This is a genomic window from Vibrio sp. Vb0667 (assembly GCF_033391095.1).
Genome location: NZ_JAWPOL010000009.1, coordinates 54459 through 72569 on the forward strand (window position 1 = coordinate 54459; position 18111 = coordinate 72569).

At 45.0% G+C, this 18111-nt stretch carries 23 protein-coding genes; 13 read left to right on the forward strand and 10 right to left on the reverse strand.

Annotated features, from left to right (window positions below):
* Window positions 1-17: 17 nt before the first annotated feature.
* The 13 genes from sctF to R8269_RS11515 all read left to right on the forward strand — a co-directional run bounded on the left by sctF (window position 18) and on the right by R8269_RS11515 (window position 9286).
* Window positions 18-266: a type III secretion system needle filament subunit SctF gene (sctF, locus tag R8269_RS11455; RefSeq protein ID WP_005377199.1), complete on the forward strand. Its 249-nt coding sequence runs from the start codon at window positions 18-20 to the stop codon at window positions 264-266.
* A gap of 3 nt (window positions 267-269) precedes the next feature.
* Window positions 270-629 (forward strand): YscG family type III secretion system chaperone, encoded by a 360-nt coding sequence (locus R8269_RS11460; RefSeq protein WP_005377200.1) that lies wholly within the window; start codon window positions 270-272, stop codon window positions 627-629.
* The gene (locus R8269_RS11465) at window positions 626-1261 is read left to right on the forward strand and encodes a YopR family T3SS polymerization control protein (protein WP_318222541.1); all 636 of its coding nucleotides are present in this window, start codon (window positions 626-628) and stop codon (window positions 1259-1261) included. Before R8269_RS11460 ends, R8269_RS11465 begins: the two co-directional genes overlap by 4 nt.
* 8 nt (window positions 1262-1269) lie before the next feature.
* Complete coding sequence (sctI, locus tag R8269_RS11470) at window positions 1270-1614, forward strand: type III secretion system inner rod subunit SctI (protein ID WP_171346034.1); 345 nt, start codon at window positions 1270-1272, stop codon at window positions 1612-1614.
* On the forward strand, window positions 1614-2360 hold the full coding sequence (gene sctJ, locus R8269_RS11475) for a type III secretion system inner membrane ring lipoprotein SctJ (RefSeq protein ID WP_086012989.1): 747 nt from the start codon (window positions 1614-1616) through the stop codon (window positions 2358-2360). The genes sctI and sctJ overlap by 1 nt, the downstream gene beginning before the upstream one ends.
* Window positions 2353-3018, forward strand: coding sequence for a SctK family type III secretion system sorting platform protein VscK (gene vscK, locus R8269_RS11480; RefSeq protein ID WP_318222542.1), 666 nt, complete (start codon window positions 2353-2355; stop codon window positions 3016-3018). Before sctJ ends, vscK begins: the two co-directional genes overlap by 8 nt.
* On the forward strand, window positions 2997-3635 hold the full coding sequence (locus R8269_RS11485; protein WP_005387146.1) for an HrpE/YscL family type III secretion apparatus protein: 639 nt from the start codon (window positions 2997-2999) through the stop codon (window positions 3633-3635). Before vscK ends, R8269_RS11485 begins: the two co-directional genes overlap by 22 nt.
* Window positions 3636-3820: 185 nt before the next feature.
* Window positions 3821-4252: a type III secretion system chaperone gene (locus R8269_RS11490; protein WP_005377206.1), complete on the forward strand. Its 432-nt coding sequence runs from the start codon at window positions 3821-3823 to the stop codon at window positions 4250-4252.
* Between the two features lie 3 nt (window positions 4253-4255).
* Window positions 4256-5419, forward strand: coding sequence for a VopS family T3SS effector adenosine monophosphate-protein transferase (locus R8269_RS11495; protein ID WP_149192510.1), 1164 nt, complete (start codon window positions 4256-4258; stop codon window positions 5417-5419).
* Between the two features lie 255 nt (window positions 5420-5674).
* On the forward strand, window positions 5675-6121 hold the full coding sequence (locus R8269_RS11500) for a type III secretion system chaperone (RefSeq protein ID WP_318222543.1): 447 nt from the start codon (window positions 5675-5677) through the stop codon (window positions 6119-6121).
* Window positions 6122-6131: 10 nt separating this feature from the next.
* Entirely contained in the window at window positions 6132-7109 is a 978-nt protein-coding gene (vopR, locus tag R8269_RS11505) for a type III secretion system effector VopR (RefSeq protein WP_215809996.1), read from the forward strand.
* Between the two features lie 230 nt (window positions 7110-7339).
* Complete coding sequence (locus R8269_RS11510; RefSeq protein ID WP_005387141.1) at window positions 7340-7798, forward strand: CesT family type III secretion system chaperone; 459 nt, start codon at window positions 7340-7342, stop codon at window positions 7796-7798.
* 9 nt (window positions 7799-7807) lie between these two features.
* On the forward strand, window positions 7808-9286 hold the full coding sequence (locus R8269_RS11515; RefSeq protein ID WP_151514830.1) for a CesT family type III secretion system chaperone: 1479 nt from the start codon (window positions 7808-7810) through the stop codon (window positions 9284-9286).
* An 89-nt stretch (window positions 9287-9375) separates the two neighbouring features.
* Here the strand turns inward: R8269_RS11515 and R8269_RS11520 are convergent, their stop codons facing one another.
* The 10 genes from R8269_RS11520 to vscN all read right to left on the reverse strand — a co-directional run bounded on the left by R8269_RS11520 (window position 9376) and on the right by vscN (window position 17932).
* Window positions 9376-10278: a DMT family transporter gene (locus tag R8269_RS11520; RefSeq protein WP_373417447.1), complete on the reverse strand. Its 903-nt coding sequence runs from the start codon at window positions 10276-10278 to the stop codon at window positions 9376-9378.
* Window positions 10279-10384: 106 nt separating this feature from the next.
* Window positions 10385-11095, reverse strand: a complete 711-nt coding sequence (locus tag R8269_RS11525; protein ID WP_021707757.1) for a helix-turn-helix domain-containing protein — start codon at window positions 11093-11095, stop codon at window positions 10385-10387.
* A gap of 102 nt (window positions 11096-11197) precedes the next feature.
* Window positions 11198-12247 (reverse strand): SctU family type III secretion system export apparatus subunit VscU, encoded by a 1050-nt coding sequence (gene vscU / locus R8269_RS11530; RefSeq protein ID WP_005387129.1) that lies wholly within the window; start codon window positions 12245-12247, stop codon window positions 11198-11200.
* A 15-nt stretch (window positions 12248-12262) separates the two neighbouring features.
* Window positions 12263-13048 (reverse strand): type III secretion system export apparatus subunit SctT, encoded by a 786-nt coding sequence (gene sctT / locus R8269_RS11535; RefSeq protein ID WP_137282056.1) that lies wholly within the window; start codon window positions 13046-13048, stop codon window positions 12263-12265.
* Window positions 13045-13311 (reverse strand): SctS family type III secretion system export apparatus subunit VscS, encoded by a 267-nt coding sequence (gene vscS, locus R8269_RS11540; protein ID WP_005377227.1) that lies wholly within the window; start codon window positions 13309-13311, stop codon window positions 13045-13047. The genes sctT and vscS overlap by 4 nt, the downstream gene beginning before the upstream one ends.
* A 13-nt stretch (window positions 13312-13324) precedes the next feature.
* A complete protein-coding gene (gene vscR, locus R8269_RS11545) occupies window positions 13325-13975 on the reverse strand; it encodes a SctR family type III secretion system export apparatus subunit VscR (protein ID WP_005377232.1) in 651 nt (216 codons plus the stop codon).
* Window positions 13972-14940 (reverse strand): SctQ family type III secretion system cytoplasmic ring protein VscQ, encoded by a 969-nt coding sequence (gene vscQ, locus R8269_RS11550; RefSeq protein ID WP_115386024.1) that lies wholly within the window; start codon window positions 14938-14940, stop codon window positions 13972-13974. Before vscQ ends, vscR begins: the two co-directional genes overlap by 4 nt.
* Window positions 14937-16142, reverse strand: coding sequence for a type III secretion system needle length determinant (locus R8269_RS11555; RefSeq protein ID WP_258476774.1), 1206 nt, complete (start codon window positions 16140-16142; stop codon window positions 14937-14939). Before R8269_RS11555 ends, vscQ begins: the two co-directional genes overlap by 4 nt.
* Window positions 16143-16151: 9 nt before the next feature.
* Window positions 16152-16613 (reverse strand): type III secretion protein, encoded by a 462-nt coding sequence (locus tag R8269_RS11560; protein ID WP_258476773.1) that lies wholly within the window; start codon window positions 16611-16613, stop codon window positions 16152-16154.
* Complete coding sequence (vscN, locus tag R8269_RS11565) at window positions 16610-17932, reverse strand: SctN family type III secretion system ATPase VscN (RefSeq protein WP_258476772.1); 1323 nt, start codon at window positions 17930-17932, stop codon at window positions 16610-16612. Before vscN ends, R8269_RS11560 begins: the two co-directional genes overlap by 4 nt.
* Window positions 17933-18111: the final 179 nt, after the last annotated feature.

Consider the following 18111-nt stretch of genomic DNA (forward strand, 5'->3'; position numbering starts at 1 on the left):
AAATACGAGGAAGTCTTATGTCATTTTACGATGCTAGTAACAGTGTAAACCTTGATGATGTTAAAGCTAAGTTAGAACAACAAGCGAAAGATGCTAACACAGAAGTGACGGCAGCCATCAAGAACCTAGAAACCAATGCCGATGATCCATCAAAGCTTGCCGAGCTTCAGCACGCGATCAACAAATGGTCTGTTGTTTACAATATCAATGCGACCACGACTCGTGCGATTAAAGATGTGATGCAGTCGATTCTCCAGAAGGTGTAAAGCATGGAACGAGAAACGCGCCAACTGCTGGCTGAAATCGCGCTGATGGCAACAGGTATGCATCGTCATCAAGAAGCCAACACGATTGCAGATGGCCTTGAAGCAAGCTCAGGTTCTGAAGAGACCGTTGCGATGATTCGTGCAATGAGCCTCATGAATAAAGGCTTGTATGAAGAGGCTCATCAATTACTCGAACCACTTTGTAACGCCTATCCAGATCTGATCAGCTTAGCGGCTCTTGCTTCTGCCAAAGCCGGTTTACTGAGCAAAGCGGAAAGCTGGGTAGAACTTGCGTCACAAGGAAGCGAAGAAAGCCAAGCATTTGCTGCGAGCTTTTCTCAGGACATTAGGAATCTTGGATGATCATTGATTCAAGCAACCTAAGTCTTCAACACCAATCTTTGCGTCAGTCGGAGTCGCGCCATTATGAGCGGAGCGATGAAGACAAGATTAAAGCACTCATGGAGCGAAGTGACAAGCAAGAGCAAGTTTCACATGTTTCTCCAAAAGAGACGCTAGAGAAAACAGAAGCCAAACTGGCGGAGATTAAAGCGTGGTACGAATCATTAAAAGACGCAGAGGTTGTCAGTAAACAAAGTGTCTTATCATCGTTAAATGAAGCGTTTTCCGACCCTCAAGTTAAACGAGAGGCAATGTGGTACGCCTTTCATGAGGCGAAGAGTGCAAAAGGCAACGAGCAGCCACAATCTGATTTGTTAAAGGTGTTGAAGCAGGAGTTACTAGGGAATTTTTCGGGACAGCTTATTGCCGAACCACCTGCTGATAAAACAGCACTAAAAGCAATGCTAGCGCAGCATTTTCCACTGGGTGCCCAGAAAGAACAAGCCTTATGGCATTGCTGGGCAGAGTTGAAGTCGTTACCTGATATGACATCAACACTGGACATGGTTCGTGATGAACTTAGCTTCATGATCCAAAAAAATGCGATGGTGAAAAACATCATGACTCACAGTCACAAGTTAGATTTATCTTAGGAGTACATATGATAAACACGCAGTACAGCGAGGTGATGCAAACCAACATTGATAAGTTGCAGGATGCGCAAGTCGAAGACGGTTTAAGCGAACGTTTTGAGCAAGCCATGTCGGTTCCCGAGGCAAGTAATGGCCTGGAGGGAGGTTTGCTAGAAAACATCAGCGAGTTGAAAAACACTATCGATAACGCGAAAAGTAACCTGCAAGACAACATGAAGATGGTGGGTGATGATCCGGCGCAATTACTGCAAATGCAGTGGGCGCTGACACGCATTACTTTTCAAGAAGAGCTGATCGCGAAAACCGTGGGTAAAACCACACAAAACGTAGAAACCTTATTGAAGGCACAATAGTGATGATGAATAAAATGAGAGCAGTTTTCATCATGCTCACGTTGTTTCTGGTAGGTTGTCAGACCGAGTTATACACCAACGTTACTCAGAAAGAGGGTAATGAGATGTTGTCGATCTTACTATCCGAAGGTGTCGTTGCAACAAAAGAACCTGACAAAGACAACACCGTCAAGTTAATGGTAGACAGTTCTCAAATCGCCTTCGCGGTAGACGCGCTAAAGCGAAAAGGCTATCCAAGAGAGCAGTTTTCTACACTGAAAGAGGTGTTTCCTAAAGACGATTTGATCTCGTCACCATTAGCAGAACGAGCACGTTTGGTATACGCGAAGTCTCAAGAGCTCTCCTCAACCTTATCTCAGATTGATGGTGTGCTGGTGGCACGTGTTCATGTTGTTTTGGAAGATCAAGATCTGCGTCCAGGAGAGCGTCCAACTCCAGCTTCTGCCTCCGTATTTATTAAACACGCGGCAGATATTGCGCTTGATTCATATGTTCCGCAGATCAAATTATTAGTGAACAATAGCATTGAGGGGCTGAACTACGATCGAATCAGCGTAGTGATGGTACCCTCATCAGAGGTTCGAGTTGCTACTCAAAACAATCAATTTAAAAGCATTTTGTCGGTTCAGGTCACCAAAGAGACGGCGAATAATCTTATCGCCATTTTGGTGTTCTTGGTAGCGGCACTCATCGGCTCGAATATCGCTACTTTTACATGGTGTCGTAGGAACACGAAGCGTGGTTAAACCAGAAACACCACTCGCGCAGGTACAACACCAGTTTAACTATGCGCCTTGCCAGTACATCCATAGAAGTTGGATAGAGCAAAAGCAGCCTTGGTTACTAAATATCGAAGGCTGGAGAGATAACCCCATGTTCAACCAATGGTGTATCAATGAGTGGGCGTTATCTCCCGTTCCTGAGACGGCTTTTAACAGACCTTGTCATAGTTTGGCATTGCTCCCGACAGACGCGTTGAATCAACTCGTATTGATGGTGGGTGGAGCTTTGCATTGCGTTGCGATGCGATGCGTTGTTTTAAAACATCCTAAACAGGTTCTGAACAACGTATTTGGTTTGGAAGGCGCTCGGTTCTTAATTCAAAACGGGCCGATGCTGTTATCCAGCTGGCCGCAAGGCTGGCAGCGTTCGTTACCAGAACTACTGGATGAAAGGTCTGTTGAAGCAAGCATGAGGGCGCTGGGATATTTTTGGATGAGGTTTATTTTGATTAACTCACCGGAAGATGTTGTTCTTCGTTGGCAATTCAAATTGGAAAAGCAACTTAGCGAAAACGCGGAAACAGCTAACTGGTTGGAAGCGGATCAACGAGATCTGGCGTATCGACTCACAAAAAAAATCGCAAAACAGGTTATTCCTCAATGGTTTCATTTGTTGAAATAAAAACAGACAATTTGCAGCTGGCACCTGGCTTAAAGGTGCTGAAAGCGAAAGATTATGCCAGTTATCTGGATTCGCAACACTTAGTTGAAGCCGCGAACTCCAAAGCTGAAAGCATCATTGCTAATGCCCAACAAGCCTACGAAACCGAAAAACAACGTGGTTATCAAGATGGCCTTGCACAAGCCAAGATTGAAAATGCGCAAACGATGGTTGAAACCTTAGCACGTTGTAATGACTACTATCAGCAAGTCGAAGAAAAAATGACAGGTGTGGTGTTAGAAGCAGTACGTAAGATCATCGATACCTTCGATGATGTCGATACCACGGTGAGTGTAGTTCGAGAAGCGTTGCAACTGGTGAGCAACCAAAAGCAGGTCATTTTACATGTCCACCCAGAGCAGGTTGTTGAGGTGAGGGAAAAGGTGGCTGGTGTATTAAGTGATTTCCCTGAAGTCGGTTACGTTGACGTGGTAGCAGATGCGCGCTTGAAAAATGGAGGCTGCATTTTGGAAACAGAAGTTGGGATCATCGACGCCAGTATTGATGGACAGCTGCATGCATTAAAGCAAGCCATGGTGAAGCAGCTCAGCGAGCGTAAAATTACGATTCATGAATAAACCTCAAAAACTCAGCACTTGCTGAGTTTTTTCATTTTAATGCCTTTAAACAAAAAAAATCCGACCATTTCTAAAATATTCACTGCCATAAATCCTTAAGAATACATCTAAGAAAGCTGCTTAGTTGATAAGTGTTGCAACCAAGCAGCGCCTCTAAAACAACAAAAATAGGATTATTTAGTCGAATGGCTAATGGATTTATAACTTCTTTACTGACAGATTTTGCCAGCCGCTGCCAATTGGAGCCGTTGGTTTTTGATGAGGATGATTGTTGCCATCTACTCGTTGAGCAAAACACAGCAATCACAATTCGTGCACAAGAAGATCGTGTGACGCTTATCGGGCTGATTTCAGGTAATAAACCGAGTGCTGATATTTTGCATCAACATATGAAAGATGCCTTAACGCAAGGCTCTCCAGCGGTATGCTGGGAGGAAGAGACCGGATATATCGGTTTCATACACCTGCCTCAGCAACTGCTAACTGCATCTTTTTTCGATGAGTCATTTGCGAATTTCATCGAGTGGTTAAAAAGTGCGAATACACAAGAAGTAACCAATAAAACAACCGAAGTACCGGAAACGAATACCACTCATTTTTCCACATTAAGGGTTTAAAACATGATCAGTTTTGGAAGTGTTAGCGCGTTGCAGGCTGCCATGCCGCAAGCTCGTAACGAGATACTTAACGAAGGTAAGCTGAGTATTGGTGGCAAAGAATACCAAATTAACGCAGCGACCCAAGAATTTACTCGCGCCAATCCTACGAATGGTGCAGTAGCGCGATTTTTTGAAGCGACAGGAAAACTGTTTCGCGAAGGTAGCCCACAATCGGTAGCGAAAGCCCTTACAAAAGCCGTATTTGATAATGAGCAAGGACAAGCTCAGCGTTTACAAGCTGCTTCTTCTGTTGAGCATGGACAAATGTTCTTCAAAGATGGAAGCATAAAAACCGCATCAGATGTCTTAAATGCCTTTGCGAAGTTAGACAGTAAATCAGTTCAGTCGAACTCTGCTGAGCTAAACCAGTTAGCAGAGCGAGCGATGACAGAGGCAATGTTAGAAACCGATTCTGGTAAAAACCTCACATCACTGATTGGCGAAAGTGCAGCGAAGTCGCTTGCTGGACGTGTAGTAAAAGACTACGGCGGTGGTGTATCTGCAGCGCAGAAAAACCCGGCAGGTAGCATTAATCAAATGCAAGCGGTGTTTGATATGGAGGTGATGCATCTTAAATCGGCGCAACGTCATATCGAAGGTCTAGCAAGCACCGATCTAAGCCAAGGTGTATACGCTGAAGGACTGGCAGAGGACGCGTTTAACAAAAGTGGCGTAACCAATAATGTTGAAAGAGCTACGGCGTGGATCATTAATGCTTCTAACTCTAAAGGAAACGATGCCGAAAATATTACGTCTTTACTGAAAGAATACGCGTCTAATGGTAAAGATTTATTGAATATGGAAAACTTAAAAGAGCTGCACACTCGATTGGTGCCTAATGTTGAGCGTGATTACCGAGGGCCAAATATTTCGGGTGGCACTTTGCCTTCAAGTATTGGCGGTGAGGGCATGTTAAAGCAGCACATTGAAGGCTTTTTGAAAGAGAACCCTGTAGAAGATAAAGACTTAGGTAAACATTTGTTCGCCGGAGTTATCGGGTACCATGGCTTTACCGATGGAAATGGTCGCATGGGTCGCATGCTATACGCGATAGCAGAACTTCGTAACGACTCGTTCAATCCTTTAGCTATGGATGCAGAAAATAGCCTTCACGGTATTAAGTGATTTTCTACTTCTATTTAATTTTCGGAGCGGCGATTGCCGCTCTTTTATTTTCCAGCTTAACCTTAATTTTTCTTCTCAATAAAACGGCTAATAGCAATAAAAATGAGACGTTGAAATAAAGTGTCGGTTTCTATCTCGCCATAAAATCTCTTTTATCCTTATTCGCTTATTTAAATGAGCCGTTATACCCAAGTGGCTTCGCTGCAATAAATATATCGATGTCACTTAGTTATAATAAATTAGACAGGACACAACATGGATACAGGAAAGATTAATATGCTTCTCTCTGAGCTAGGAGAAGTGCTGAACCTTGAGCGCGTGACAGCGTATGACGATCAAATGTGGTCACTGCATTTTGCTGAAAACAACAGTGTCGATGTTCTGCTCGTAGAGGAAAAAGGCGAGTTATTGATTTCCAAAAAACTGCTTATAGAACAAGATGATATTGCGCTAGATAAACTTCAAGTTTTACTTGAATACAACTTCTTGTATCGAGAAACAGGTGGTGTGCAGTTTTGTGTGAATCCAACACGCAAAGACGTTGTTCTTCAAGTTGCTATCGCGGCTGGAAGTGAACTCACCAACATTGCTAACTTAATCATTCAGTTGAATGAATTAGTTGATACTTGGGTACAGTTATTTCAAAACAACACGGTTGTAGATTTTAGCCAAACAGACGTACACGCATTTATTCAAGTTTAAGGCATCACACATGGTCAATATTAATACATCGCACATGCACTCGTTGAGTCAGTTAACGTCACATTTGGCGACACAAAATCAAGCTGACGACAAAGAGGTTCGAGCACACAACGGTAAAGATATTTTTGTTAAAGAGGGCGCACCAAAAAATAAAAGTATCAGCGCGCGTATTAGCCACCAGAATAAAGCGAAAGATATTGTAGTGAACCTGCTTACTAAGCAGGGTATTCCTAAAGATGTTGCGAAGCTCATGCTGAAAAATGTGTTGAACGGTGAAAACAAGTTAACGCTTGGGAGCCTGAAAAATCTTGAGAGATTGTCGTCTGGTTCTAGCTCAAATTGGCCCACTGCACAAACGGCAGCCTCATCTTCCAAAACCAATAAAGCTTCATCGAGTGCCGCGCTTATCAACGAACATAAAGCCAACCTTCAAAAGCTTGGTGATTTTGCCTGTACGGACTTAAATACGTTCGGTGTTAAGGGGTCACAGTTTTATGAAACAAAAGGAAAGCCACGACTAAAAGAGCTTCACGCGGATCAAGCGCGAATCATGCAAGATCACAGAGCGACGATGTCCGCAAACGGAGTTCAAGCTGCAGCACAAAGAGGAACCGCACCGCAATTAAGCACTCTACAGAACATTGCTAAGGCAGTACAAACCGCGAAAGCCGGCTGCTGTACTACATTTGCCTTTGCTGCCGCCGCTGAGATGATTCAAGGCATGTCAGGAACACCTGAAAGTGAACCCAAAGTAGAAGTGGTTGCGTTTAAAAAGGGTCATTCAGGTACACACCTTTATGTACTGGTTGGTCGACAAGAGGAGAGCGACATAAAAGATCCATCAACGTGGAGTAAGGATGTGAAAATTGTTGACCCGTGGGCGACATCTGCATTCGGTGCACCAATGTTTGGAGATGCACAACGACCACCTGTTTCGAATATGTTCCCGCCAACAGAAGTCATTTTTGATAGCCATAAACTGGGTTAGTCACTCTGCAAAAGAAGTGAGCAAATACATCATGCTAAGCATCTAACCTTTATTGAAAGAGCAGCTCTGAGCTGCTCTTTTTTATTACTCTGGCAACTCGATTTTAGAGCGAGGTTTCTGCGGAAAACCTCACAATGAAGGCGAAAAAGTGACAAAAATAAAGCCATTACCGACATCGTTCAATCTGCAATCGTTGTTCAATAGAGTTATTGAAACAAAAGGAAAAAGTTATGAACACGATTCAACAACTGCTCTTGGAGTTTTGCCAACTCAATGAGTTGCCCGAACTGAATTTTGAAGAAAATGAACGTTGTCAGCTACTGGTCGATGATCGCTACATGTTGTATTTCATCGCGACAGATACGGATGATTTGATGTTGTCTGTAACGTTCGGAGGGTTAGAAAAATCCGGTGAACAACGACTAAAAGGTTTAGAGCTTCTTGCTCATGCTAACTATCAAGGAATAGGTAGTGGCAGCCTCGCACTTGCTTTGGCTCCAAACGGTCGACAGCTTGTCTTAGCAGGACGTAAACCCGTTGAGCATCTAAATACGACGAACCTTACCGCTTGGTTTCACGAAGTTATTGAACAGGCCGAGCTGTGGCAAGCGCGTTTCGCAATGTTGGATCAAGCGATTCCAACCACCTCTAATCATGAACAAGCTCATGTTCAATCACTTCGTGTGTAGGAGAGAAAAATGGTTAATACAACACAAAAAATCAGCCAAAGCCCAGTACCTGATCTAGAACAGTTTCGTGCAGTTGCTGCACAAAAAGATGACCGAGTGATCAGTAAAAGAGGTGAAGTAAAAGAACCTTCCACATTCCACAAAGGTCATAAGTTTGCTTCTATTCACGAAGGCGTATTGAGAAGCAAATACACTAAGTTTTTCCAAGAAAACATCAAAACTCACCTTGATTTAAAGCAGGCGCTACTTAAGCAAGAAAAACCTGAGGTTGCGCTGTTGGCATACTCCCTAGTGAGTCCTTCAGGCTATCGCGGTGAGCCACTTACTGAGCGTAAAATCTTAGAAGTTGTCAGCCTATTGGATGAAATAAAAGTGAGCAGCGATGCGTACCAGCAGCTTAAAAATACGTTTGATGCGATCAGCAAAGATCCGCGTATGCAGGTGAGTTTAGAAGCCCAGTATCCAGGAAAAATGGATGGCTTCGCTGCTGAACTGTTACAGATGGGCAAAGAAAAGCTAAAAGGTTCTGGTGTGAACGCCGTTATTAACTTGGCATTACCTGGTGTTGGCTTATTGATTTCTACAGGTCGAGAGCTGCACAAAGCGGCCGTAAATGGTGATGCTGAGGCTTACCATCATCAGTTAGAACAAATTTCACAGCTGCCAGGGCGAGATCAACGTCTTTCTATGCCGATGCAGCAAACCTTGGCTCAAGGTCATGCGATACTGTCGGCTGAAGGTGGCATTGGAGCTACGTTAGGTATGGCGACGGGGAGCCTGGGCACGTTCGGTGTTAGCTCTGTAGCAACGGTGGGCGTCACACCGATAGCAAAAGAGGCAATCGGTTCTGCGGCAACGACTGCTATCATGAGCGGCGGTGGCTTTGTGGCGAACCAAGCTGGGGCATACGGGTTAAATACGGAAGTAAAAGAGCAACTTATGCAAGGCGAAATGTCTGGTGTTTTACCTAGACTTGAAGTTTCCAATGCAAAAGGAGACTTTACCTTCAGTATGCAAGATCCGGCTTCTGTCCGCGCATTAATGGCGTACCTTGGCCCTAAGGAGGATACTGCAATGACTTCTCCTCAAGCGCCTAAAGAGGCACAAGAGATGGAAGCCGCTCGATTAACACTGAAAAAGATGTTGGGTTCAGAGCCAAGTGAGCACTTGGTTCCTGACGTAGATTCTATCTTGAAGCTAAGCCCAGAGGATGCACCAAGTAAAACCGAGTCTATTGCTAACGGGGCGTTTAAAAAACTGTTAGGAGAAGATTGGGATTGGCTCATGCCAGCTGTTCGAGCGATTGATAAAGGGGAAGCAAGTAAAATAAACGAAAAGCTAACCTACAAGCTCCCCCTAGATGCAGCAAACGGACGAGTTTATCTTGATAAATGCCCAAACCTGAGTGACGTCCAATTAGATGCGCTAGAAAAACTAGGCTCACCAAGTCAATTGCGATTGATGTACTTGGCAGAAGGCTGGGTGTAATTTCAAATGGTAAAGTAGGGAGTAGGTGCTGCTCCTTACTTTATCTACCGTCAGCGTTCCTTTTTGGGGCTGGCTAATATCGGTTTAATTTAACTTTTCGACTGAAGAAACAAACACACAAGTGTCAACGTTATACCAACCCAACCAATGAAAGAAATTTCTTCCCCAACAATCGCAACTGCTAGTGCTGCTGCGATAACAGGTTCAAATAGCGTGAGTATGCTAGCTCCACTGGCTGTAACAAACCGTAGCCCAAACCCAAAAGCGACGTAACCTAACCCCATTGGAATCAAGGCCATGTAGAGCATGACCGCCGTATTAGTTGACGATGCAAATAGATTATCACCCGTGATGAAAAGTGTTGGTAGAAGCAAAACTCCACCAATACCAAAAACACTTCCCATGGCCGTTTGCGATTCAATGCCGTGGTCAATCATAGCCTTTACTCCCCATGAGTAAATGGCGTACGTCAAACCTGCCAATAGGCCAAGTAATACACCCCAATGCTTCATATCCTGATCAAATAAGCTATTTGCGGATGACTCAGAAGCCAGCAACAAGGTAATGCCAATGACCCCGATTGCGAAACTCATCATCCAGCGCTTGGTTATGGTCTGATTTCGGCTAAAGAGACACTCTAACAAAGCAGAAAAGAAAGGAGCAGTGGAGATAGAAATAACCGTACCAATAGCCACACCAGCGAATCGCATTGATGAATAAAAAGCCAGTGGGTAGGTGGCTAAGGCGATAATACTAATCAGTAACGTTTTCTTCTTATGTACGACTTTTCGAAAATCTCTCTTCAGTGACTTCGCAGATAGACATGCTTGCATAAACCCACCAATACCCATAGAAAATGCGCCAATGGCGAGAGCACTGACATCCGGTGCCAAGCTGGCAGCGGTGCCCGTCGTTCCCCACAGGGTTGAAGCAAAAAGTATGGATAAAGTTCCTAATTGATAGTCGGTGAAATGTTTTTTTAACACTGTAATTTCTACCTAGTGAATGGCTGTTTTAGGGTAGAAAGAATAAAAGAAAGCGATAGAGATTTTTGTGCTGAAAAGACGGAATACTTGTTCCAGAAGACTATTTTAGTGACTATCGGGAAAACTCTCTAGGAGACATACCAAAATGCATTGAAAACCGTCGACTAAACGCGGAAAGGTCACTATAACCAACTCGTTCAGCTATCAACTGAACTGGAAGGTCTGTATGAGTCAGTAGTGCTTTGGCTTTTTCCATACGTTGTAGTGTAATGTACTTATGGACGCTCACTTTTAGCTGCTCTTTAAAAAGCTTTTTAAACTGCGTCGGACTCAAGCAAGCGGCATTCGCTAATGAGGCAATGGTGAGTGGCTGATCAAGCTGCTCCGCGATCACAACCTGTACATCTCGAATACGCAAATCCACGGAGCGAGACCGCTTTTGCTGCTCCAGCAACAGATAGAAGGTTGCAACCATTGAGTTTTCAATTTCATCATTAACCTGATACTCAAGTTGCTTTTCGACAAACTGGATAAAGCTCAGTAGAGGCGGGCTAATCGAAAACACAGCCACACTATTATCCATCAAATGAGTGGGCAAAGTGGTCATATCCGCAACAATAAAGCGTGATGACTCTTCGGCATTAAACCCGTGAGCACAACTTTTGGGGATGACTATGCAGTCGCCAACCGCCACCTTTCCGACATAGCTATCCATATCAATATGTATGTTGCCCTGGAGAGGAAGCACCAGTTGATGATAATCACTATGAGTATGTCGGCTCATACGTTTCGTGTAGGAGCGAATGCTTAAGCTAGATTTCATAAAAACAACATACAGTTAAAGGATACCGCATTATAGCGTTGAAAGTATCGAGGTTGAAAGCTGGGCAGTTGTAAGCCCAGATCTTGAATGGGATGTGGTTTGTCAGTCCGCCTCGGACTCTAACGAGGCCAACCAACGAAGCACTTCCGCAGTTGCTTCAATAAGATCGCTTGGGATGTACTGGTCGACGTTGCCGTCGGCGTATAGTGCACGAGCAAGAGGGACTTTTTGCATCACAGGAACGCCTTCTTCTTTAGCGATTGCGACCATACGTTTGGCTACCGCATCGGTTTCCATCAAAGTGATGACGGGCAGGGGCGTTTCGCCTTTCTTGTAATAAAGGCCAACCGCGATATGTGTTGGGTTTGTAACTAATACATTAGAACGTTTAACGTTTTCGCGCTGATTGGAGGCTTGTAGCTCTTGGTGCAACTGACGACGTTTGCTTTTTATTTCTGGACTGCCTTCCATCTCTTTGTATTCGCGCTTCACTTCGTCCTTGCTCATTTTGAGCTTTTTCGTGTGATCAAATTTCTGGTACGCAAAATCTGCGGCAGCGATGACGATGAAGCCTACCGAAGAGATAATCATTAATTGTTTAATCATGACGCCAGTAATGGTCGGGACACATTCTAGCCCACAAGTTGGAATTTGCATTAAAGCGTTGATGTTACCGCGTAATGTCACCCAGATAATGCAGGAAAGAAGAGAGACTTTAAGGATCGACTTGATAAACTCAATCACACTCTTAAGAGAAAAAATGCGTTTGGCCCCTTCGACGGGATTGATCTTTTTGATGTCGGGTTTAACGGATTCACCACTAAATAGGAACCCGAACTGCCCCATATTGGAAAAGATGGCGACGAGTGCAGCAACCAGAATAATCGGAGCGAGTAGATAGGCAATTTCTTTTGCGATGGCGATAGCGACATCGACTAGCGCATCTTGGAAACCCTGATAAGCAAGCTTACTTGGTAGGAGAATAAGCGCTGAGATGTGCGACATGTAATAATCGGCGAACGCAAACAGTACAATTATGAGCGCCAAAATTAATGCAGACGATACGATTTCTTGGCTTTTGGCAACCTGACCTTTCTGCCGAGCATCGCGTAACTTTTTTGCGGTGGGTTGCTCTGTTTTTTCTGCACTCATAAAGAATCCTAAGCGTTATTGCCAAATGGTATTGAGTTGTTCTGCGAATCGGGTAATGCCGTAAAACTGTACTTCAAAGTGATCCATCATTATTCCGAGATACACGATCAGTAAAACACTCGCGATGGCACTTTTTATTGGCATGGCAAGGAAAAAAACATTCAATTGCGGTGCAAAACGACTGATAAGCGCCAGACCAAACTCAGCAAGAAACATTGCCAACACTAGTGGAGCGGACATCAACACACCAAGCCACATAAGCTGTTCAAATTGCGCGTAGAAGAAGCTCACCCATGCGTCGCTAACGGTTGGGAAAAAGTCCACGATCGGCCAAGATGTATAGCTTTTGAATAACGCATAGATAAAAGTGACAAAGCCCCCGCCAGAGAAGAACAGGGTAATCAACGTTTGGGTCAGCAATACCGCTGTTGGTGTGGATTGTGAGCCTAGCGTTGGATTAAACATACTTGCCATGGCAGCACCACGTTGGTTGTCGACCAGAAAACCGGCCGCTTCTATCGCCCAAAAGGGGATAGCAGCAACAAACCCGATCAATAGCCCAATTAATACCTCCTTACCCAAAATCACTATCAGCCAAATGCCGTCGGTTTCTGCGGGCAAGCTTTGCTGATTAATCATCGGAAATATAAACAGCGCGAGTGAGCAAAGCACACCATTTCTCACCATGGTGCCGCCTAGCATTTGCTTGCTCAAAATAGGCAAAAAGATGAAGCATGCCATTAACCGAGGTAACGTCAGGCTGTACAAAAATAAAGCCTGGTGTAAGTCGTGATAACTCATCGTATTTGAGGAATTTTATCCATGGCAAGCGAGGCGAAGGCGTGGAGCTCTGCCCCTAGCCATTGCGTTGTGACGAACAGCGTAATAATGACCGCGATAAGCTTGACCACAAAGCCTAACGTTTGTTCTTGGACCTGAGTTAACGCCTGAATAAGCGACACCAATGTACCAACCAATGCTGCGACTAAAATCGGCGGTAATGACAAGTACAACACTAGGGTTAATGCTTGAGTCGTGAAATGAATGATTTCAGCAGAATGCATACTTTCTCCGTGATTAACCGTAACTCAACACTAAGCCGTGGGTGAGCTTTGTCCAGCCATCAAGCAAGACAAAAAGCAACAATTTGAAGGGGAGGGAAATCGTCATTGGCGATACCATCATCATCCCCATCGCGAGTAGGATATTCGACACAATTAGGTCAATAGCGATGAACGGTAAGTACAACAGAAAGCCAATTTCAAAAGCGCGAGTAAGCTCGCTGACGGTAAATGCGGGCAGTAAGAGCAATAAGCTGTCCGACTCTAAACGGTCTACGTACTTCTGTGGCCACAATGTGCGTGCAGCATCAGTGAAGAATATGGCTTCGGTTTCCCGAATATGCTTTTTCAAAAATTCTCGATAAGGCTGTAAACCGCTTTCAATGAGGCCTTCTACACTTGCAGAATCTTCAAGGGAGATATCATGCTGCTTTACGTAGTCGTAGGTTTCAAACCCGACGGGAGCCATGATGAAAATTGACAAAATAATAGCCAATCCGTAAAGCGCCATATTCGGCGGAATTTGCTGTACACCGAGAGCGTTACGCAACAGTGAGAATACAACGGCGAGTTTCACAAACGACGTCGCCATCATGGCGATAAATGGGATCAGTGCCAGCAGTGCTAAGCTGACAATGAGATTGAGCTCGTCGGGTAATTGGATCATGCTGGCTCCTGCGTGCCACCGAACAGCTCCACTACGCGCACACCTAAATGTTCGTTAACATTAACCAGTTCACACTCACCAATGATTTTGCCGTTGGCACGCAATGTTACCGGCTTAGATACAGGCTGGTTTAGCTCGAATACGTACCCTGGCTGAAGCTGGTTAAGCTGCTCTAGCGTGATGGTTTGATGGCCGATATCAAACGTGAGTTCCACAGGCAGTTGCTGGTGGTCGGTTAACATTTCTGAAGTGTTTACGTCATTCATATTGGTTTCTTTTTCAATAATGTGAAGAGTTTGGTCATCTAGCTGGCAGCGCCAGAGATTCTGGTTAGATACTTGAAAAATGGCTTGTTGCTTGGCGATGTAACCATCGTCAAAAAAGATGACATCTCCCAGCTCGAGCGAATTAAATTCGCTTAACGTTAAATGGGTCCTTCCAAGACTTAACCACACAGGTAAAGCGAGGTGTCGAGCTTGTAGAGCAGCGCTGTTTGGTAGCGCATCCAACAACACGTCTGATCCTTCGCTAACCCACAAACAAAGAGAGCCGTTAGGCTTATTGAGGGTTAACATTAAAGTATGCTCTTGGGCCAGGCTCGCCTCTAACGGCTGTAGTTGACTAAGAATGGGTAACTGACCAAATAGCGCTTTGATTGCCTCACTATGCGGTTCTATCTGTGAGCTCAAAAGTGCTAACTGGAGGGAGTTAGGTAGGGACTCAAACGCAGTAGCATTTAAGGTCGATTTCAGCCAATGTTGGAGCTGCGCGCGAGAAAAGTCTACTTGTAGGGTTTGCCCTCCGATCAACGTGGTTAAACGGAACCCTTCAAATGAAGGGATTTGAGCAACAGTAATCGATACGCTCTGACCATCAGTCCCTTGGAAGTGGCACTGTTTTGCACAAAGTTGATTGCTGAGCGCGATACTTTCTGCATCCACTTTGGGTATTATTAACGGCGTCATAGGTCATTCTCCGCTTGCCATTCTTCATACACGCTGCGTTGTTGGCGTGAGTGTTGTTGTTCATGTTGTTGTTGATCGAGCTGTTGAGTTTGTTCGCTGATCGCTAAGCGAAGTGGCTGCTCACCGCAGAATCGGTTTAGCCGTTCAGCAAGATCTTGTCTAGCTTGCTGGCTAATAATGGAAAGGGCATGCTCTTGTCGAATCGTCACGCTATACCCTTGAGCGTCCAACTTGATGTGGATTTCGCCACCTTTTAATTGTCCTTCACTTAGAAACAGCCGAACCTCTTTGTTGTCCGATGCGGTTGGCAGAGCAACATAGATTTTGTCCACCAATTGCTGGAGTAATTGGTTTACGTCTCGCGTTGGGCTTGGTTGAGCCTGCGAAGCAACACTTTTTAGGATGACATCGCCTTGTGTTACCGCACTTGCAAAGGGTTGAGAAGGTACTTTTTCTTCATCCGTTTTCACGGCGACTAGTGCGCTTTTCGTCTCGATTTTTTCAAGGGGCTTGGTTTCAGGCAGGCCATCAGTTTGGTCTGATCGTTTGCCTGTATTCTGTAGCGGCGGAGTTGCACGCTTATTGTGCGCTGTTTCAGTTTGCTTTTTCGTTAAGCCAACAATGTTAATCCCATCTTGAGCGAGCTCTGTCGCTGTCGCATTTTGGGGGAGCAAGCCAGATTCAAGCGTAGAGAGATACTCCGGCGAGGTATGTTTATCCATCGGCGTCGGTTTATCATCTTTCAAATGAGCTTGAAAGTGAGGATCAACACGCTCGGTAGAAGGGGAGCTTAGAACTGTGTCGCCATCGCTTTTTCCATCATGTTTAAGCAATTTATTGTTTTTGCTAATTATTTCTTCGCTATTTGCTGCGTCGTCTTGCGATTTCTCTATATCTCTCTTACTGACGACGTCACTTTGACCTTTTAAAGTGGAGATGTTTTTGTCAGCGTTGGCTTCTTGGTTCGATAGGTTAAGTTTCTTATCTAGACCTTGAGATGTCTTATGCCTTAGCGGTATGTCTTCTTCGCCAGTATGATTTTTTTGGGGATTCCCAACGATAGACTCCTTTCCCTTGCTAGGCTTCTTCGTCATTGCATGCTCGAATTGTGATTGAAGCTCGGCCTCCTTCTCGAGAGGCGCTTGTTCCGGCGTTGATTTGTGCAGCGTATTCGATGTTTCAGTTGTTGGGGTAATGCGCATAGTGAACCTTTAGATAATGTCGACAGTGCGAAACTCTTCCTGTTCGAGTTCTTCTTGGTATTGCCTTTCTCGCGATTTTTCCGCGACTTCTTGTTGCTGCAACTGAACGAATTTTTCTTTGGTTTTATGGGCTTGTCGCGCCTCTTTTTGCTTTTCTTTAAGTGCCGAGCGTTCGATTTCAAGCGCTTGTTTTGACTCGGCCACACGTTGTTTAAGTTCGGCTTCTCTCTCTCTTAACAACGCGACTTCTTGTCTTAATGTTTCTAGCTCTTTGAGAACGAGCGTTTGTTGTTTTGCTTTAGCAAAACGTCGCTCTTCTTCTTCCTGGCGCCAAACGTGATAGTCCGCGACAGAACGTTCGGCCTTTTGAACCTGTGCTGCGGCGTTTGACACTCGGTATTCTTGACGCTTGACGGCTTTATCCGCACGGTCAGCGCGAATTTTTTTGATTTCTAATAAGCGTTCTATCATTGTTTCGCCATCCCTTTAAGTTGAGCGATAGCGCCATCAAGATCGCTTGGTTCATGAGTGCCTTGGCGTAAAAAGGCGCGTATATCATCACTTTGTGCAATGGCCATATCCGCTCGGCTATCTGCGCCATGTTGGTATTCGCCAATTTTGATTAGCAGTTCAACTTCTTCATACTTAGCTAACATTTCGCGAATATGAGCAGCAGACGCCTGATGATCGGACTCAACGATTTGATTCATCACTCGGCTTGCTGAGCGAAGTACATCAATGGCGGGATAATGGTTCATTGCCGCAAGTTTGCGCGAGAGAATGATGTGCCCGTCTAAAATTGAGCGAGTTTCATCCGCGACAGGCTCCGTCATGTCGTCACCTTCCACCAACACGGTGTACAGTGCTGTAATTGATCCTTTGTCTGATTGTCCAGCTCGTTCCATCAGCTTTGGCAAAGCGGCAAAAACAGAAGGCGGATAGCCACGTCGTGTTGGTGGCTCGCCTGCGGCTAGTCCAATCTCCCTCTGTGCGCGGGCGAAACGCGTTACAGAATCCATCAGCAGTAGCACGCGTTTACCTTGGTCACGAAAATATTCTGCGATAGAAGTGGCAACAAAGGCGGCTTTGGCGCGCTCCATTGCTGGGCGATCAGAGGTAGCGACCACTAAAACCGATTTGGCCATTCCTTCTTCGCCTAGGTCATGCTCAATAAACTCGCGCACTTCGCGTCCACGTTCACCAATCAAAGCGAGAACGGTCACGTCAACTTCTGCGGAGCGAATCAGTTTTGCCAGTAGGGTACTTTTACCCCCGCCAGCCGCTGCAAAAATACCCATGCGCTGACCTTCACCACAGGTCAGTAGCCCATCAATGGATCGAACGCCAAGAGAGATTGGCTTTTCAATCAGTTTACGTTGCATTGGTGGTGGTGCATCGCGATAAACAGGATACCAAGCGCTTGGTTCTTGACTTTGCGTACCATCGAAAGGACGTCCAAGCCCGTCAAGCGTTGTACCTAACAGGTGGTCGCCAACACCCACTTCGTGCATTTTACCCATTGGGCTTACTTCTGTATTTGAGGAAATCCCAAACATATTTCCTAACGGAGTGAGCAAAGCGTGATGCTGCTGGAAGCCAACCACTTCCGCTAACAAAGACAGAGTTTGATCGGGATTACGCAACTCACACAGTTCACCTACACGAACGCCAGGGACGACAGCTTTGATAATGGTGCCGGTGACTTGTGTCACGCGCCCGCGAATTTGGATCAAACGCGTTTGTTTAATCGCAGATTGTTGGATATCAGTGATGTATGAGAAATCGTTCAAGGTAAAAATATGCGCAATGATTGATGCTGAGAGGATAGAAAGTATAAGAATCAATTTATAGTGAATATCAGTCGGGAGTTTTTAGAAAACTGAAAGCGCACTAAAAAAACACGTCTGATTTTGACAGCTTCAACAAAGCGCACTTCCTATAATTCGCCTGTATTGTGCGGAAGGAGTGC

Coding starts and splice junctions, on each gene's coding strand:
- vscS (WP_005377227.1), bottom strand. CDS start 13,311: ATGCATTCTGCTGAAATCATTCATTTCACGACTCAAGCATTAACCCTA.
- vopR (WP_215809996.1), top strand. CDS start 6,132: ATGGTCAATATTAATACATCGCACATGCACTCGTTGAGTCAGTTAACG.
- vscQ (WP_115386024.1), bottom strand. CDS start 14,940: ATGACGCCGTTAATAATACCCAAAGTGGATGCAGAAAGTATCGCGCTC.
- R8269_RS11500 (WP_318222543.1), top strand. CDS start 5,675: ATGGATACAGGAAAGATTAATATGCTTCTCTCTGAGCTAGGAGAAGTG.
- R8269_RS11485 (WP_005387146.1), top strand. CDS start 2,997: ATGGTTTCATTTGTTGAAATAAAAACAGACAATTTGCAGCTGGCACCT.
- R8269_RS11495 (WP_149192510.1), top strand. CDS start 4,256: ATGATCAGTTTTGGAAGTGTTAGCGCGTTGCAGGCTGCCATGCCGCAA.
- R8269_RS11555 (WP_258476774.1), bottom strand. CDS start 16,142: ATGCGCATTACCCCAACAACTGAAACATCGAATACGCTGCACAAATCA.
- R8269_RS11560 (WP_258476773.1), bottom strand. CDS start 16,613: ATGATAGAACGCTTATTAGAAATCAAAAAAATTCGCGCTGACCGTGCG.
- sctT (WP_137282056.1), bottom strand. CDS start 13,048: ATGAGTTATCACGACTTACACCAGGCTTTATTTTTGTACAGCCTGACG.
- sctI (WP_171346034.1), top strand. CDS start 1,270: ATGATAAACACGCAGTACAGCGAGGTGATGCAAACCAACATTGATAAG.
- R8269_RS11465 (WP_318222541.1), top strand. CDS start 626: ATGATCATTGATTCAAGCAACCTAAGTCTTCAACACCAATCTTTGCGT.
- R8269_RS11510 (WP_005387141.1), top strand. CDS start 7,340: ATGAACACGATTCAACAACTGCTCTTGGAGTTTTGCCAACTCAATGAG.
- R8269_RS11525 (WP_021707757.1), bottom strand. CDS start 11,095: ATGAAATCTAGCTTAAGCATTCGCTCCTACACGAAACGTATGAGCCGA.
- vscU (WP_005387129.1), bottom strand. CDS start 12,247: ATGAGTGCAGAAAAAACAGAGCAACCCACCGCAAAAAAGTTACGCGAT.
- sctF (WP_005377199.1), top strand. CDS start 18: ATGTCATTTTACGATGCTAGTAACAGTGTAAACCTTGATGATGTTAAA.
- R8269_RS11460 (WP_005377200.1), top strand. CDS start 270: ATGGAACGAGAAACGCGCCAACTGCTGGCTGAAATCGCGCTGATGGCA.
- R8269_RS11490 (WP_005377206.1), top strand. CDS start 3,821: ATGGCTAATGGATTTATAACTTCTTTACTGACAGATTTTGCCAGCCGC.
- vscR (WP_005377232.1), bottom strand. CDS start 13,975: ATGATCCAATTACCCGACGAGCTCAATCTCATTGTCAGCTTAGCACTG.
- R8269_RS11515 (WP_151514830.1), top strand. CDS start 7,808: ATGGTTAATACAACACAAAAAATCAGCCAAAGCCCAGTACCTGATCTA.